At 33.9% G+C, this 16,457-nt stretch carries 12 protein-coding genes and 1 tRNA gene; 7 read left to right on the top strand and 6 right to left on the bottom strand.

Features of this window, described 5'->3' with window-relative positions; all coding sequences use genetic code 11:
- Positions 1 to 10: 10 nt before the first annotated feature.
- Positions 11 to 1,339 carry an MBOAT family O-acyltransferase gene (locus IEV77_RS00565; protein WP_229736549.1) on the bottom strand — a complete coding sequence of 443 codons (1,329 nt, stop codon included), beginning with the start codon at positions 1,337 to 1,339 and terminating at the stop codon, positions 11 to 13.
- Between the two features lie 508 nt (positions 1,340 to 1,847).
- On the opposite strand from IEV77_RS00565, the gene IEV77_RS00560 reads away from it, so the two are divergent.
- The 3 genes from IEV77_RS00560 to IEV77_RS00550 all read left to right on the top strand — a co-directional run bounded on the left by IEV77_RS00560 (position 1,848) and on the right by IEV77_RS00550 (position 6,032).
- Entirely contained in the window at positions 1,848 to 2,375 is a 528-nt protein-coding gene (locus IEV77_RS00560; protein ID WP_188460814.1) for an inorganic diphosphatase, read from the top strand.
- Positions 2,376 to 2,495: 120 nt separating this feature from the next.
- Positions 2,496 to 4,955: a sodium-translocating pyrophosphatase gene (locus tag IEV77_RS00555; RefSeq protein WP_188460812.1), complete on the top strand. Its 2,460-nt coding sequence runs from the start codon at positions 2,496 to 2,498 to the stop codon at positions 4,953 to 4,955.
- A gap of 78 nt (positions 4,956 to 5,033) precedes the next feature.
- Positions 5,034 to 6,032 (top strand): App1 family protein phosphatidate phosphatase, encoded by a 999-nt coding sequence (locus tag IEV77_RS00550; RefSeq protein WP_188460811.1) that lies wholly within the window; start codon positions 5,034 to 5,036, stop codon positions 6,030 to 6,032.
- A 5-nt stretch (positions 6,033 to 6,037) separates the two neighbouring features.
- On the opposite strand, the gene IEV77_RS00545 is transcribed toward IEV77_RS00550, so the two are convergent.
- Together IEV77_RS00545 and IEV77_RS00540 are read right to left on the bottom strand one after the other, a co-directional pair.
- Positions 6,038 to 6,652, bottom strand: a complete 615-nt coding sequence (locus tag IEV77_RS00545; RefSeq protein ID WP_188460808.1) for a deoxynucleoside kinase — start codon at positions 6,650 to 6,652, stop codon at positions 6,038 to 6,040.
- A 7-nt stretch (positions 6,653 to 6,659) separates the two neighbouring features.
- Entirely contained in the window at positions 6,660 to 7,433 is a 774-nt protein-coding gene (locus tag IEV77_RS00540; protein ID WP_188462921.1) for a hypothetical protein, read from the bottom strand.
- A gap of 158 nt (positions 7,434 to 7,591) precedes the next feature.
- Between IEV77_RS00540 and IEV77_RS00535 the strand changes: the two genes are divergently transcribed.
- The 4 genes from IEV77_RS00535 to IEV77_RS00520 all read left to right on the top strand — a co-directional run bounded on the left by IEV77_RS00535 (position 7,592) and on the right by IEV77_RS00520 (position 13,281).
- On the top strand, positions 7,592 to 8,494 hold the full coding sequence (locus IEV77_RS00535; protein ID WP_188460806.1) for a GLPGLI family protein: 903 nt from the start codon (positions 7,592 to 7,594) through the stop codon (positions 8,492 to 8,494).
- Positions 8,495 to 8,533: 39 nt separating this feature from the next.
- Positions 8,534 to 11,242, top strand: a complete 2,709-nt coding sequence (locus tag IEV77_RS00530; protein ID WP_188460804.1) for a TonB-dependent receptor — start codon at positions 8,534 to 8,536, stop codon at positions 11,240 to 11,242.
- A gap of 226 nt (positions 11,243 to 11,468) precedes the next feature.
- Entirely contained in the window at positions 11,469 to 13,025 is a 1,557-nt protein-coding gene (locus IEV77_RS00525) for a M20/M25/M40 family metallo-hydrolase (protein ID WP_188460802.1), read from the top strand.
- A gap of 174 nt (positions 13,026 to 13,199) precedes the next feature.
- Positions 13,200 to 13,281 (top strand) — tRNA-Tyr (locus IEV77_RS00520).
- A 442-nt stretch (positions 13,282 to 13,723) separates the two neighbouring features.
- Here the strand turns inward: IEV77_RS00520 and IEV77_RS00515 are convergent.
- The 3 genes from IEV77_RS00515 to metK all read right to left on the bottom strand — a co-directional run bounded on the left by IEV77_RS00515 (position 13,724) and on the right by metK (position 16,378).
- Positions 13,724 to 14,491 carry a tetratricopeptide repeat protein gene (locus IEV77_RS00515; RefSeq protein ID WP_188460800.1) on the bottom strand — a complete coding sequence of 256 codons (768 nt, stop codon included), beginning with the start codon at positions 14,489 to 14,491 and terminating at the stop codon, positions 13,724 to 13,726.
- On the bottom strand, positions 14,475 to 14,897 hold the full coding sequence (locus IEV77_RS00510) for a hypothetical protein (protein WP_188460798.1): 423 nt from the start codon (positions 14,895 to 14,897) through the stop codon (positions 14,475 to 14,477). The genes IEV77_RS00515 and IEV77_RS00510 overlap by 17 nt, the downstream gene beginning before the upstream one ends.
- 191 nt (positions 14,898 to 15,088) lie before the next feature.
- Entirely contained in the window at positions 15,089 to 16,378 is a 1,290-nt protein-coding gene (gene metK / locus IEV77_RS00505; RefSeq protein WP_188460796.1) for a methionine adenosyltransferase, read from the bottom strand.
- Between the last annotated feature and the right edge of the window lie 79 nt (positions 16,379 to 16,457).

The raw sequence follows: 16,457 nt of genomic DNA, 5'->3' as shown, positions 1-16,457 counted from the left end.
TAGTACTTATTTAAAATTGAAAATATATAAAATTGTTAGAGGTAGAGTAAAACAGCATAATTAATAAAGCGATAATTGTCAATGTTCCTACAATTTTTGGAGTGCTAAAATTAGCGCCTAATTGCTCTAAATGAATTTGCTTTTTAAATAGAAAAGCATCAAATAAAATACCTAAGCATAACATGGAAACGGCATTTATAAGTGTTGTTAAATCCCCAAGGAAAGGTATTGAGAAATCGGCATCAAAGATGTTCTTTATGGCTGTAATTGCTTCATGAAGGGTTTGAGCTCTAAAGAAAATCCAAGAAAATATGACAACAGAAAAGGTGCAAAGAAATCCTAATATTTTAATGTTCCTTAAACGCGGTAAATAATTATTTGAGTTGAGATACTTTTCTAAAGCTAATACCAAACCGTGAATACATCCCCAAATAATAAAATTCCAGGAACTACCATGCCAAAGTCCTCCAAGGAGCATCGTCAACATTAAGTTCCGATAAGTGATTTTTATGCCTTTTCTATTTCCGCCTAAGGATATGTACAGATAATCTCTTAACCAAAATGATAAGGACATATGCCATCTGCGCCAAAACTCGGTCAATGAAGTTGAAAAATAAGGTAGATTAAAATTTTGTTTAAAATCAAATCCAATCAGTTTTGCAGATCCTATGGCCATATCAGAATACCCAGCAAAATCATAATAAATTTGAAACGCATAGAAAATAGTGGCAAGAATGGTCGTAGAAGCATCATGGATTTCTAAATTCCCATAAACGCTGTCTACATAAATTCCTAAAGTGTCTGCGATAACTATTTTCCGAAATAATCCAACGAATATTTGTACGATACCTTCCTTGAAAAAGGTTTTTTTAAACTGGCGTTTCGTGGTAATTTGAGGGAGTAAATTTGAAGCACGTTCTATAGGTCCAGCCACTAGTTGTGGAAATAATGCTATATAGGTGAAAAAAGCAATTTTATCGGTTGTTGGTTCAAGTTTTTCTCTGTAAATATCTATAGTGTAGCTTAAGGTTTGAAAAGTGTAAAAACTAATTCCTACAGGCAAAATGATATTTAAAGTCAAGTCATTTGGATGCCAACCAATGGTACTCGTTAAATCAGTAAAAGATTCTGCAAAGAAATTATAATATTTAAAAACACCTAATAGTCCTAAATTAGCAGTTAAGCTAACTAAAAGCCAGCGCTTTTTTATCTTCTCGGAAACTGCTCTATAAATATTTAGACCTACCTGATAATCAATAAATGAGCTTAGAATGATTAAAGAAAGAAAACGCCAATCCCACCATGCGTAGAACACGTAACTTGAAAGTAATAGCAACAAATTTTGTGCTTTCAGATGGTTGTTTATCCCCCAGTATAAAATAAACACCAAGGGAAAAAAAACTAAATATTCGAAAGAATTGAATAGCATTTTAAATGGTTTGGTCTGTTTCTGTTGGTTCTAGTTAATTAATGCGTAGTCACTAAATTAAGGTATTTTTTTGTAATATCAATATGAACTCCATAATTAGATGCGATAAATACTTAGCATAAAGTGTTTTAGTAACTTTGGAGGAAGTTGTTAATTTTAATAACATATAAGTTGTTGGAGATAGACTTTTCCTTGAGCTCCACTAGTAATTCTGAAATTGTTATAAGAAGTTTTGTAATTTTTAGCCTCAAGTTTAACATATAACATGAAATGTGAGTTGCTAAATTAAAAATACTAAAAAGTCAACTTCTATTTAGTTGCCTAAACCCAAACACTTACGTACCTTTGCAATCCTTTTTTCAAGGACAAGAACGATAAATAATTAGTTTCCCAATTTTCGGGATCAATAAAAGATATTATGACAGCAAGCGGAAAATTAACCTTCGATGTATTGATTGAAATACCAAAAGGAAGTAGAAATAAATATGAATACGATTTTGAATTAAAGAAAATACGTTTCGATAGAATGTTGTTTTCATCCATGATGTATCCAGCAGATTATGGTTTTATTCCTGAAACATTAGCTTTAGATGGAGATCCATTAGATGTTTTAGTCTTAGGTGGAGAACCAACCTTTCCAATGTGTGTGGTAGAGGTGAAACCTATTGGCGTATTCCACATGGCTGATGAAAAAGGACCTGACGAGAAAGTGATTTGTGTGCCAGTTTCAGATCCAATCTGGAATAGCCTAAACGATTTATCAGATATGAACCCACATCAAATTAAAGAAATTGAACACTTTTTTCAAGTTTATAAAGACTTAGAAAAAAAGAAAGTTGATGTTGGTGGCTGGGGAGATGCCAAAGAAGCCTACGATATTCTTAATAAATGCATTTCTCGCTATGAAAATAGTGTCCATAAAACCACTGGAAATTTTACTATTTAATCTAAGATTTTTACTTATATATAATCAACCCTTTTACAATACATGTAGAAGGGTTTTTTAATGTAAACGTATTTTATTACATTAGCCCTGCTAAAAACTAATCAAATAATAAAAAATAATATGGAATCAATGATGATTTATATGCCAATTGCAATGGCAATTTTAGGATTAATCTATATGGTTATCAAGAAATCTTGGGTTATGAAACAAGATGCTGGAGACGGCAAAATGAAAGAAATTTCAGATCATATATATGAAGGAGCTTTGGCTTTCTTAAATGCTGAATACAGGCTCTTGGCAGTTTTTGTAGTGATTGTAAGTGTGGCTTTAGCGGCTGTATCTTTTATAGTACCTACAACTCACTGGTTAATAGTAGTGGCTTTTATTTTTGGAGCTTTCTTTTCTGCATTTGCAGGAAACATTGGGATGAAAATAGCAACTAAAACAAATGTTAGAACAACTCAAGCTGCTAAAACTAGCTTGCCAAATGCACTTAAAGTGTCTTTTGGTGGTGGAACAGTAATGGGACTTGGAGTTGCCGGATTAGCCGTTTTAGGTCTAACCGTGTTTTTTATTATTTTTTACAACTACTTTATGGGTGGTGCAACAGGAACTTTTTCTGTAGATAAAATGACTATTGTTTTAGAAACTTTAGCTGGATTTTCTTTAGGAGCTGAATCTATTGCGCTGTTTGCTCGTGTTGGTGGTGGTATTTATACAAAGGCTGCCGACGTTGGTGCCGATTTAGTTGGTAAGGTGGAAGCTGGAATTCCAGAAGACGATCCAAGAAATCCTGCAACTATTGCAGATAACGTTGGAGATAATGTAGGTGATGTTGCCGGAATGGGAGCCGATTTGTTTGGTTCTTATGTTGCAACGGTATTAGCCGCAATGGTTCTAGGGAATTATGTAATTAAAGATATGGGAGGAATGATTGATGATGCCTTTGGAGGTATTGGTCCAATCTTATTACCAATGTCTATTGCTGGGGTAGGAATTATTATTTCTGTAATTGGTACTATGCTAGTAAAAATAAAAAGTAACGATGCTAAAGAAGCTCAAGTAATGGGAGCTTTAAACATTGGAAACTGGGTATCTATAGCTTTAGTTGCTGTGTCATGTTTTGGATTAGTAACTTGGATGTTACCTGAAACTATGCAAATGAATTTCTTTGGGGAAGGTTTACAAGAAATTTCTTCAATGAGAGTATTTTATGCAACCTTAGTAGGTTTAGTAGTGGGAGCAGGAATTTCGTCTGTTACTGAATATTACACAGGATTAGGTAAAAAACCTATCTTGAAAATTGTTCAACAATCTAGTACAGGAGCAGGAACAAACATCATCGCTGGTTTAGCTACGGGTATGATTTCTACATTCCCATCTGTTTTATTATTTGCTGGAGCTATTTGGGCTTCATATGCATTTGCAGGATTTTACGGAGTTGCTTTAGCAGCTTCTGCAATGATGGCTACAACGGCTATGCAATTAGCAATTGATGCTTTTGGACCAATTTCTGATAATGCTGGTGGAATTGCTGAAATGAGCGAACAAGAACCAATTGTAAGAGAACGTACTGATATTTTAGATTCAGTTGGTAATACAACTGCTGCAACTGGAAAAGGTTTCGCTATTGCTTCTGCAGCCTTAACATCTTTAGCTTTATTCGCTGCTTATGTAACGTTTACAGGAATTGATGGAATTAATATCTTTAAAGCACCTGTTTTAGCTATGTTATTTGTTGGAGGAATGGTTCCTGTAGTATTTTCTGCATTAGCAATGAACGCTGTAGGAAAAGCTGCTATGGAAATGGTGCAAGAAGTACGTCGTCAGTTTAGAGAAATTCCTGGAATTATGGAAGGTACTGGGAAACCAGAATACGATAAATGTGTCGCAATTTCTACTGAAGCTTCATTAAGAGAAATGATGTTGCCTGGTTTATTAACTATAGGGTTTCCTCTAGTAATTGCTTTTGTTCCAATGATTTTTGGAATGAACAATATGGCAATTGCCGAAATGTTAGGTGGTTATATGGCTGGAGTTACTGTTTCTGGTGTGCTTTGGGCTATTTTCCAAAACAATGCTGGTGGGGCTTGGGATAATGCTAAAAAATCTTTCGAAGCTGGTGTGTTGATTAATGGTGAAATGACTTATAAAGGTTCTGAAGCTCATAAAGCAGCTGTAACTGGAGATACAGTTGGAGATCCATTTAAAGACACGTCTGGACCTTCTATGAACATCTTAATTAAATTAACCTGTTTAATAGGTTTGGTAATTGCTCCAATTTTAGGAGGACATGCCGTTACAGATGGCGTTGCCTTATCTGAAACGACTGTTAGTGCAAATATGATTAAAAAGGTTTATGTTCAATTTGAAGTGGAAAGTGATAACATTGCTAAAGCAGTTGTTAGTACAACCATTCTTGAAAATGATAAAACTGAAGTGGATGAGCGTGTTATTTCTGGAACTTTTGCAGAAGTAAAAGCAAAGGTCGATGAATTAAAGAAAGGTGCAACATCTATTAAAGTAAAATCAAATAGAGCAGAATTGGAAGAAGAGTTTTCAGTAGAGATTATAAAATAAAACTTATTTAAGTAAATAAAAAAAAACCACGCTCCAAGCGTGGTTTTTTTATTTGTAGAATGTTTTCTAATTTTGGGCATGTTTAAAAAAGATTCTCTACAAATTATTACCTTTCATAGTTATGGAAGCAATACGCATTTTTATTTACGTGGAAGAGCGCTCGAAGACGAATCTATAGATTTGGAAGCAAAGGGCTGGTTTAAATTGTTGGTAAATACCTTTAAACGCTTTGAGAGTGATGAGGTTAAGTATGTGGAAATAAATTTGAAGCTAGCTAACAATCACGTATTAAAAGCTACAACAGACAAAGACGGTTACTTTAAATGTGAAGAGCAAGTTGATGGTTTGAATGCGTTGACTAATGATGAAGGATGGTTGCAAATCGTGGCTTCCTATAGCGATGTAAATATTAAACGAACCATAACCAATAACAATCGGTTTCCGGCAGAAATACTTATTCCTTCAGTTGATTCTGAATTCGGTGTAATAAGTGATATCGATGATACCATTCTACATACTGGAGTAGTTTCTAGATTAAAATGGCGTGTTATATTTAATACCTTTTTTAAAGGAGCCTTTAAACGAATCCCTCTAAAAGGAGCTGCCAATTTTTACCACATGTTGCATCGTGGAAAATCGGGTAAACATGCAAATCCTATTTTTTATGTCAGTCATAGCCCATGGAATATGTATCGGTATTTAGAGTATTTTTTAAAAGTTAATGATTTTCCTAAAGGCCCTATTTTATTGAGAAGTATGAGTGCTATTTTTAATAAGAAAAACCCAGACGAAAAGCCACAAAAGCAAACCGAAATTCTACATGTTTTAAAAGCCTATCCTCATTTAAAATTTATTCTAATTGGTGATAGTGGCGAACATGATGCCGATATTTATATTGAGATTGCAGAAACACATCCCAATCGTATCCTTGCCATTTATTTAAGAAGCGTGAAACACGAAAAGAAAATGTTGCGTATTAAAGGCTTGTTTGAAAACTACAAATCTACGCCTGTTTTATTGGTAGATAGCAGTGAGCAAGCAGAGGAACACGCTAGAGAAAATGGTTTTATAAAATAATCTGGTTAGAACAAGCCATTTATTTCAGCATCAATTCTGTTAATAATGCTTCCTAAGTCTTCAGGATTAGCCACGAAATCTAAATTGTCTACATCAATAATTAGAAGGTTCCCTTTGTCGTAACCAGTAATCCACGCTTCGTAGCGTTCGTTCAATCTACTTAAATAATCAATACTTATAGAGTTTTCGTAATCACGTCCTCTTTTGTGGATTTGAGAAACCAAATTAGAAATAGAACTACGTAAATAAATTAATAAATCTGGTCCTTGTACAAAAGATTCCATTAAATCGAAAAGCGAACGGTAATTTTCAAAATCACGATTAGTCATTAATCCCATAGCATGAAGGTTTGGCGCAAAAATATGGGCATCTTCATAAATGGTTCTGTCTTGAATAATATCTTTCCCACTTTCGCGAATTTGAGATATCTGACGAAACCTGCTATTTAAAAAATAAACCTGCAAATTAAAACTCCAACGCTCCATCTGGTTGTAAAAATCATCTAAATAAGGATTGTCTACAACATCTTCTAATTGAGATTCCCAATGATAATGTTTAGCAAGTAAAGTAGTAAGTGTCGTTTTACCCGCACCAATGTTTCCAGCTATTGCAACGTGCATAATTATTTTAGTTTAGTTGAAATTTATGTAAATTTTTCGAATCGTAAATATACAAGGTTTCATTGGTTACTAAAAACTGTTTTGTTAACAATTCTGGGGTTTTAATTAATTGAAAATAATCTTCCGTTTCGTTATAAAAATAAATCGATTTTTCTTTAATTAAATATATCTTTTCATTGCTTTCAACAATGGATGTGAAACCATCATTTTTCACCTTGTAGATCAAGCTTCCAAAGTAATTATATTTTGAAAGAAATTTTTCCGTTAGTAACCACGCATAATTATAATTGCTCTCTAAATCTAAGGCTTTCGATTGTAATGGCAGAGTAGTGGCTTTAGATCGATTTGTTTTATAATCGAATAATTCCAGTTGTTGCAGATCTTGATTGTAAATCCAAAGAGCATTGTCGTTTGCCGTTGAGGTTAGCGACACGTTTTTGTAATACTCAATACTACTAAAATCTACTTTAAGGATTTCGGTAAACCTATTGTCTAGTAAAATGACAGAATTAAAATCTGCATAAAAAACAGTCACTTTTAAAGGATTAAAGCTGTTTGCTGTAGTAATTCTTCCTAATTGTACATTGCTATAGGAGTAATTTTTACTGTCTTCAGTTTTATAAAGGGTATTGTTTTTAATATAATATATCAATCCAAAATTGTCAATACCTGTAACGGCATCTGCTTCAAAAGGTATTTTGGAAATAAATGTTGGTTCTATAGGTTCTTGTCCAAAAATGGACAAAGAGATAAAAAATATAAAGTATAAGGCTGTTTTCATTGAGAACTGAAAAGTACGAAATTCCATTTAGTTTTAAAGTTAAATTCCTTGTTAGAGCGTTAATAATTATTTCTTTAATAAAATATTAGATAAGCTATTTAAACTAAATGCCATTTTTAGAGTCTTAACAGTGAATTTTAATTAAAAGAAACTATAAAATGACCTTTACATCTAATCCACTCAAAGTAATTTCTGCTTTGTTCGTTATTCTAATTTCCACAAGTACTTTTGCACAGCAAGATTTTCAAGGGAAAGCCTATTATCAAACCAAGACCTCTATGGATATGAGTGATTTTGGAGGCAGGCAAATGAGTGAGCAACAGAAAAAGCAAATTCAGGAACGTATGAAAGGCTTTTTAGAAAAAAAATATACGCTAACCTTTACCCAAACTGAATCTATGTATAAGGAGGAAGATAAATTGGAAGCCCCAGGAACAGGAGGCGGAGGACGTGGATTTGGTATGATGAGTAGTTTCTCTGGAGGCGATCAATACAAAAACATCAAAGACAAGCAAATATTAGAAGATCAGGAGTTTTTTGGTAAGCAATTTCTTGTTAAGGATTCACTATCTAATTTGGATTGGGAAATGGGAACAGAAACCAGACAAATAGGGCAATATATGTGCTTCAAAGCTACAGCAGTCAAAAAGGTTGATGAATTCGATTGGACTAATATGCGAAGACCTGGAGGTAGAGAAGATGAAAAGAAAACAGATTCTACGGCTACTGCAGATAAATCAAAAGATTCCATAGCAGAAATTGAAATTCCTAAAGAAATTATTGTTACGGCTTGGTACACACCGCAAATTCCAGTTAACAATGGTCCTGGAGAATATTGGGGACTACCGGGTTTAATATTGGAAGTGAGTGCAGGGAAAACAGTTATTTTATGTACAAAAATTGTTTTGAACCCAGCGGAAAAAGAAGAAATTAAAAAACCATCAAAAGGGAAAGAGGTTACTCGTGCAGAATATAACAAGATAGTAAAAGAAAAAATGGAAGAAATGAGCGAAATGTATGGAGGTCGAGGCGGTCGTGGTGGCGGAGGTCGTGGAAATTAATTTACATATTCAACTTTTTAACTAAAATCGAAACTAAACATGAAAAATATTTTTACAATACTACTTTTATTAGTAGTAAGTACCTCTTTTTCCCAAATTAAAATAGAAGGTGTCGTAAAGGATAGTATTGGTAGTCCTTTAGAATTAGCCAATGTTATCGCTATCAATCAAGAAACTAATAAATTAGAATCTTATGGAATTACGAATGATGCTGGACGTTACAAGCTTACGTTAGAAAAAAACTCGAATTATAAAATTCAAGTAAGTTATATTGGTATGAAAACGTCTGAAGAAAACGTTTTAACTACAGATACTAATATTGATAAAAACTTTGTTTTACAAAATGACAATGCATTAAATGAGATAGAATTAACTTATGAAATGCCAGTTACCATTAAAGGAGATACGCTTATTTACAATGCCGACTCCTTTAAATCGGGAACCGAACGAAAACTAGAAGACGTCTTAAAAAAATTACCAGGCGTTGAAATAAATGCAGATGGCCAAATTGAAGTAGAAGGTAAAGTCGTATCGAAAGTGATGGTTGAAGGAAAGGAGTTTTTTGATGGCGATTCTAAATTAGCTACTCAAAATATACCTGCAAGTGCCGTTGATAAAATTCAGGTTTTAAAAAATTATGCTGAGGTTGGCCAATTAAGTGGGGTTCAAAATAACCAGGACAATATCGCCATCAACATTAAATTGAAAGAAGGAAAAGATAGTTTCTGGTTTGGAACTGTTACGGCCGGTGGTGGGTATTCGGCAGATGATCAGGCCTTATATATTGCACAACCTAAACTATTTTATTATAGTCCGGATTTGAGTGTCAATGTTATTGCCGATTTAAACAATATTGGCGAAGTTGCGTTTTCCAGACGTGACTATTTCAATTTTGCTGGCGGATTTAGTCAGCCTAGTCAAACAAGTGGTACAAATATAAATTTAGGCGATAATAGCTTAGGCTTTTTAAGTCTTCAGAACAACCGCGCTAAAGAAATTAATTCGCGATTTGGGGCTGCTAATTTTAGTTATTCGCCAAATGAAAAATTAGATTTTAGTGGTTTTGGTATTTATACAGGTAATAAAATTCAATTACAAGAGAATAATGATTTGGTTTATACAGATCCCGAATTAGGAATTCCAGATGAACAAACACAAACAAATACCACCCAACGTAGTGATTTGGCTGCCTTAAAATTAGCTGTTAAATACAAGCAAAATGCCAATAATCAGTTGGATTATGAAATTTTAGGTCGAACGTCTCAAGAAACTCAAGAACAAAATGAATTGTCATCTGTCTTAGGAGCAACAGAACAGGACGAAGAAACAAACCCATTTAGTATCAATCAACGTTTTAACTACTATTATACGCTAGACGAGAAAAATATTTTTTCTGTAGAAGCACAGCATTTATGGCAAGATGAAGATCCGTTTTATAATGCTATTATCGAAGATAAAGCAACATATCAAGATGCCGCAGATGGATTGGGATTAGATCAAACTCAATCAGATTATAATATCAGTCAGGATAAGCGCGTAAAAACAAATCAACTAGATGCTAAAGTCGATTATTGGAATGTGTTAAATGACAAGAGTAATATCAATTTCACCCTAGGGACCATCTTAAGTAATCAGAAATTTAATTCAGAAATTTTTCAAACCTTAGATAATGGTTCTATATTTAATAACCAACCTGTAAATTACGACCCTATAAATGATGTAAGTTATACTTTTACAGATTTGTATCTAGGAGTTCACTATCGATTAAAAGCAGGGCTTTTTACTATTACTCCTGGATTATCCGCACATTCATATAGTTCAAAAAACACTCAGTTCGATGTAACTTATACAGACAACTTCTTTCGTGTGTTACCCGATTTAAACGTGAGGTTACAATTAAAGAAAAGCGAACAAATTACTTTTAATTACCGCATGCAAACCCAGTTTACAGATGTCAATAAATTAGCAGAAGGAATGGAGTTAAATAGTTATAATTCATTCTTTTCCGGAAATCCAGAATTAGAAAGTGCCTTATCTCATGTGGTGAGTCTTAGTTATTTTAGCTTTAACATGTTTAATTACACCAATGTTTTTGGAAACATATCTTATACTAAAAACGTCGATGGCATTCGTACAGCATCTAATTTCGAACCTGGCAGTGTTATAAATGTAGGAACGCCTTTTAATTCAGATTTTGCAGACGAAAGTGTTAGCGCAAGAGGCCGTTTTCAACGCGCATTTGGAAAATTAAGAGCATCAGCAAATGGTAGTTGGAGTTATAGTAAATATAACCAGTTTATAAATAATTTGCAGTCTGTTAACGAAAGTTACGATCAAAGCTATGGTGTGGAGTTACGTTCAAATTTTAAAACCGCTCCAAATTTTGAAGTGAGTTACGATTACGGTATTCAGAATAATGATCTAGGTGCTAGTCGTTCTAAATTTTTCACAAGCTCTCCTCAATTGTCCTTCGATGCTCTAATTTGGAAAACATTTACCTTTAAAACGGATTATGAATATACGAATTTAAAAAATGAAACAGAGACATTAAATAGTTTCGATATGTGGAATGCATCCTTGGCATATAGAAAAAATGAAGATGCCAAATGGGAATTTGAGCTTAAAGCAACAAATCTATTAAACACACAATCAGAAGTACAATCTAATGTTGGATCTTTATCTGTAAGCACCAGAGAATATTTTATACAACCAAGATTTGTAACTTTTAGAGTTATTTATTCTCTTTAAAATTTGGGCGTTCCTTTTGGTCTAAAAAGCCCAAAAGGCAGGCTTTCAGCACTCGCTTTTTTGTTCCTGTCGTCACAAAAAGAGCTCAAACAAATGCTTCAATCCTTAACGCAAAAAAAAACTGTCATTCAGAATGAAATGAAGAATCTCATTTTTAGACAGTTTTTTTTTGATAGAATAAGTTGTATTTTGTATAATCATAAAAATTAATCCAAACCAATTAGATATGAAAAAGGTATTTAAATTATTCCTCGCAGTTTTTTTACTAATAAATTACAATTTACAGGCACAAGAATCAACAGATCCTGTTGTAAATAGTATTATTCAAGAAGCAAATAACAATTCACAATTAGAGATTTTAGCTCACGAGTTATTAGATGTTATTGGACCACGACTGGTGGGAACACCACAAATGACACAAGCCAATAATTGGGCTGTAGCTAAATATTCTAAATGGGGCATTTCAGCCAAAAACGAACAATGGGGAGAATGGAAAGCTTGGGAGAGAGGCATCACACATATCGATATGTTAGAGCCACGCCTTCAAACTTTAGACGGCATGCAACTAGCTTGGAGCCCTAGTACAGGACCAAAAGGAGTAACGGCAGAACTAATTACCCTTCCTACAGTTAAAGATTCTTTAGAATTTCAAAAATGGATGAAAAACGTAAAAGGCAAATTAGTTATGACTTCCATGTATCAAACAACCGGGCGTCCAGATTACAACTGGGAAGAATTTGCAACCGAAGAATCTTTTGCAAAAATGAAAAAAGAGAGAGATTCTCTTGAAACAGAATGGAGAGATAATATGAAACGCACAGGTTATAGTTCTCGAGAAATTAACCAAGCTTTGGAAGAAGCAGGAGCAGTTGGGATTGTAACCTCCTATTGGTCTAAAGCTTTTGGATCCAATAAAATATTTAGTTCTAGAACTAAAAAGATTCCAACGGTCGACTTAGAACTTGAAGATTATAGCATGCTTTATAGATTGGTAGAATATGGTAACAAACCAGTAATTAAAATTGTTGCGGAATCCAAAGATTTAGGCGTTGCACCAACATTAAATACCATTGCAGAAATTAAAGGAACTGAAAAGCCTGAAGAATATGTTATTCTTTCTGCACATTTCGATTCTTGGGATGGTGGTACAGGAGCTACAGATAATGGTACAGGGACTATAGTCATGATGGAAGCCATGCGAATCCTTAAAAAAGTATATCCTAACCCGAAGCGTACTATTTTAGTTGGTCATTGGGGAAGTGAAGAGCAAGGTTTAAATGGTTCTAGAGCCTTTGTGGAAGATCATCCAGAAATTGTGCAAAACACGCAAGCAATGTTCAACCAAGACAATGGTACCGGACGTGTGGTTAAGATTTCAGGAGCAGGTTTTTTACATTCTTACGACTATCTTTCTAAATGGTTAGCGGCTGTACCAGACGACATAACAAAACATATAGAAACTACTTTTCCAGGTTCGCCAAGTGGAGGAGGTTCAGATAATGCATCGTTTTTGGCAGCAGGAGCTCCAGCTTTTAATTTAAGTTCTTTAAGTTGGTCTTATTGGAATTACACATGGCATACCAATAGAGATACCTACGATAAGATTGTTTTCGACGACGTTAGAAGTAATGCCATTTTAACAGCTATTTTAGTGTATATGGCTTGTGAAGATCCGAATAGAACGTCCACAGAAAAAATAGTTTTACCAATAAATCCTAGAACCGGAGAACAACGTACATGGCCTGAGCCAAAATCTCCACAGAGAAAAGGAGGTTTAGACTAAACAGATCCTGTTTTTTGAATATAAGTTCGAAGGCTTTTTAAAAGAAACAGTTTGTAAAAAACTCATAATGATGCTATAAATATGTCATTATGAGTTTTTTGCATTTATATTTAAAAAAAGATGAAATAATTTGTAAAAAACTTTAAAAACTGTAATATATTTGCATTCGGTTTTGGGGAGATACTCAAGCGGCCAACGAGGGCAGACTGTAAATCTGCTGACTACGTCTTCGCAGGTTCGAATCCTGCTCTCCCCACTTTAACTCGAAAAATCCACACGTAAGTGTGGATTTTTTTTGTTTTATAAAATATGCGTGAGTTCACTCACATGCATATTTTATAAAACAAAAAAAATAAACTGCGATAGCCGTTTGATTTTTCAATTTCACGAAGTGGTATGCAGGATCAACGGAGTTAATCCTGCGTGAGTTTACTCACAAGCATATTTTATAAAACAAAAAAATAAACTGCGATAGCGGTTAGATTTTTCAATTTCACGAATTGGTTTGCAGGATCAACGGAGTTAATCCTGTACCTAATATTTATTATTTGAGAAGGGATGTTTACGGTTTTGTGTGTGAAAAGTGCGAGCTTATGTCAAAGGATTTTCGGCCCGAAAATCGGATAAAGGCAAGTACCCACTTTCTTTTGGTTTAGCACTAAACAACCCGTTTTTTATAAATAGGGTTGTATATATATTTATTTATTCAGTTGTTCTTTGAAATCTACTATTTCAGAAAGATATATTTCGTTCAAAAATTCATTGTAAATATCTTCTCGTTTATAAACAATATATTCTTCAGCTTTCAAAATATTCTCTTTCGCTTTATTAATTTTCCCTTGAATTAGATAAGCTTTTGCCATTCCAAAATAGGATTCAGGCACACTTTCTGATTGTTTTAAGGCTCGTTGAAACTCGACAATGGATTTGTTATAATTCCCAAGTGCGTATTCGGAAAGTCCGAGATAAACAAAAGAGTGAATATCTGCCCAATCCTCTTTTTGGTTTTTGATATTGCGATTAAATAATTCAATAGCTTTTAGATAGTTCTTTTTTCCGAAATAACATTCTCCTCGCAAAAAGTCAATATCTTCTCCCCAAGGTGAATCGACAAAATTCGGTGTTAGGCTGTCAAGTCTGTCAAAATCAATTAGAGCTTTGTCGTAGTCTCGCATTTTTCTTAACCTTATCCAACCTCTATAACCTAAATGCGAAGAAGGACTCAATTCAACTGCTTTGTCTAAATATTTAAAGCCTTTTTCGAAATCTCCAGATTTATTTAAAAGAACCGAATATTCCATGTACTCATCGCTGTCTTTGGATTCGAAACTCTCCACTCTTTGAGCTATTGCTTGTTCTTTTTCAATTCTCTTTTGAGTGAAGAAATAAATGTAAATTTCAATGCCAATAATTATAATTAGGATTGCACCAATTGCAATTCCAATTATCTTAAAAAATTTCCTCAATTTTTCCGTTTTTAATTTTAAATCTGATTAGGTTATAAGTCTTATAGGCTTTGTCTCGTTCCCAATCTGGGAGTTCCGTAACAGTTCTTTCAAGTTGCTGTATTAAAGCTCCATTATTAAATTCCGTTTTTTGGTAGTTTTCGTCAATTTGGAATATTTCAATGTCGCATAATTTTCCTGTTTTAGAAATATTCAGTCTCAATGTTATAAATCCGCTATTTGGTGTGATATTGGTTTCGGTTAATTGAATCTCTTTGAAGACATTTCTCAAAGTCGGATTTTCTCCTGAAATTCGGCTATTAATTCCATTTGCCCAATATGGGATAGAGTGCTCATCACATTCATTTTTTTCCTGTGAAAAGGCTAAAAGTGTAAACATTATTATTAAAGCTAAAAGTTTCTTCATAATTGAGTACAACAATCTGTTATGGAATCGTTTCAATACTTCGACTAGACTCAGTACGAGTTATTTTATATCAGGTGTACTTGTCTGTAGACAGACAGGAACGAAGTTCGCGTTTTTTTATGACAAATTCAAAAAGAAAAAAGCCTCTAAACAGAAGTTTAAAGGCTTTTAAATATATTTAATTATAAGTCTTACAACTCAAAAGCAGCTTTCACTTTATCTACATAGTCTAATTTTTCCCAAGTAAAAAGTTCCACTTCTACCTTTTTCTTTCTACCGTTAATCTGTTGGAAAGTTTTAGTAACGATTTCATTTTTTCTTCCCATGTGTCCGTAAGCAGCTGTTTCGCTATAGATAGGGTTTCGTAATTTTAAACGCTCTTCAATGGCAGCTGGACGCATGTCGAAAATTTCGGTTACTTTTTTAGCAATCTCTCCATCTGTCATATTAAACGGACAAGTACCATAAGTATCTACAAAAATCCCCATAGGTTCTACAACGCCAATAGCATAACTTACTTGAACTAAAACTTCGGTACATACACCCGCGGCAACTAAGTTTTTTGCAATATGCCTAGTAGCATAAGCCGCACTTCTATCTACTTTACTTGGATCTTTTCCAGAAAAAGCACCACCACCATGTGCACCTTTTCCTCCATAAGTATCCACAATAATTTTACGTCCTGTTAATCCCGTATCTCCATGTGGTCCACCTATTACAAATTTTCCAGTAGGATTGATATGATATTTAATACTATCTGTAAATAATGCTTTTAAGTTTTCTGGTAATTTAGCAATCACCCTTGCAATAACAATATCTACAATATCTTTTCTAATTTTAGTCAGCATGGCTTCGTCTGCGGCAAGCATATCCTTTTTAGAATTCGATTTCGGTGTAATAAAATCGTCATGCTGTGTAGAAACTACAATGGCTTCAATACGTTGAGGAACATTGTCGTCGCTATATTCAATAGTTACTTGACTTTTAGAATCTGGACGTAAATAAGTGATGTCTTTATTTTCTCTTCGTAAATTGGCAAGCTCAATCATAATCTTATGAGACAGGTCTAAAGCCAAAGGCATATAGTTTTCAGTTTCATTGGTAGCATAACCAAACATCATTCCTTGGTCTCCAGCTCCTTGCTCTTCTTTATTGGTTTTATCCACGCCGCGATTGATATCGTCAGACTGTTCGTGAATAGCAGAAAATACACCACAAGAATTCCCGTCAAACATATAAGCACTTTTTGTGTACCCAATTTTGTTTATGGTATCTCTGGCAATTTTCTGGACGTCTAAATAGGTGTTCGATTTCACTTCGCCAGCAAGTACTACTTGTCCGGTTGTAACAAGGGTTTCACAAGCTACTTTAGAATCTTTATCGAATGCTAAAAAATTATCAATTAAAGCATCGCTAATTTGATCTGCTACTTTATCTGGATGTCCTTCAGAAACACTTTCAGAAGTAAATAAATATGACATATTATATCTGTTTTAATAGGTGTTAAAATACAAAAATTAAATAGGATTGCTATTTGCTAGAGGAGTAGAATTTTACTGC

Source organism: Xanthomarina arctica, from assembly GCF_014638915.1.
Classification (GTDB): domain Bacteria; phylum Bacteroidota; class Bacteroidia; order Flavobacteriales; family Flavobacteriaceae; genus Xanthomarina; species Xanthomarina arctica.
This window is presented reverse-complemented; position numbering and strand designations above follow the sequence as displayed.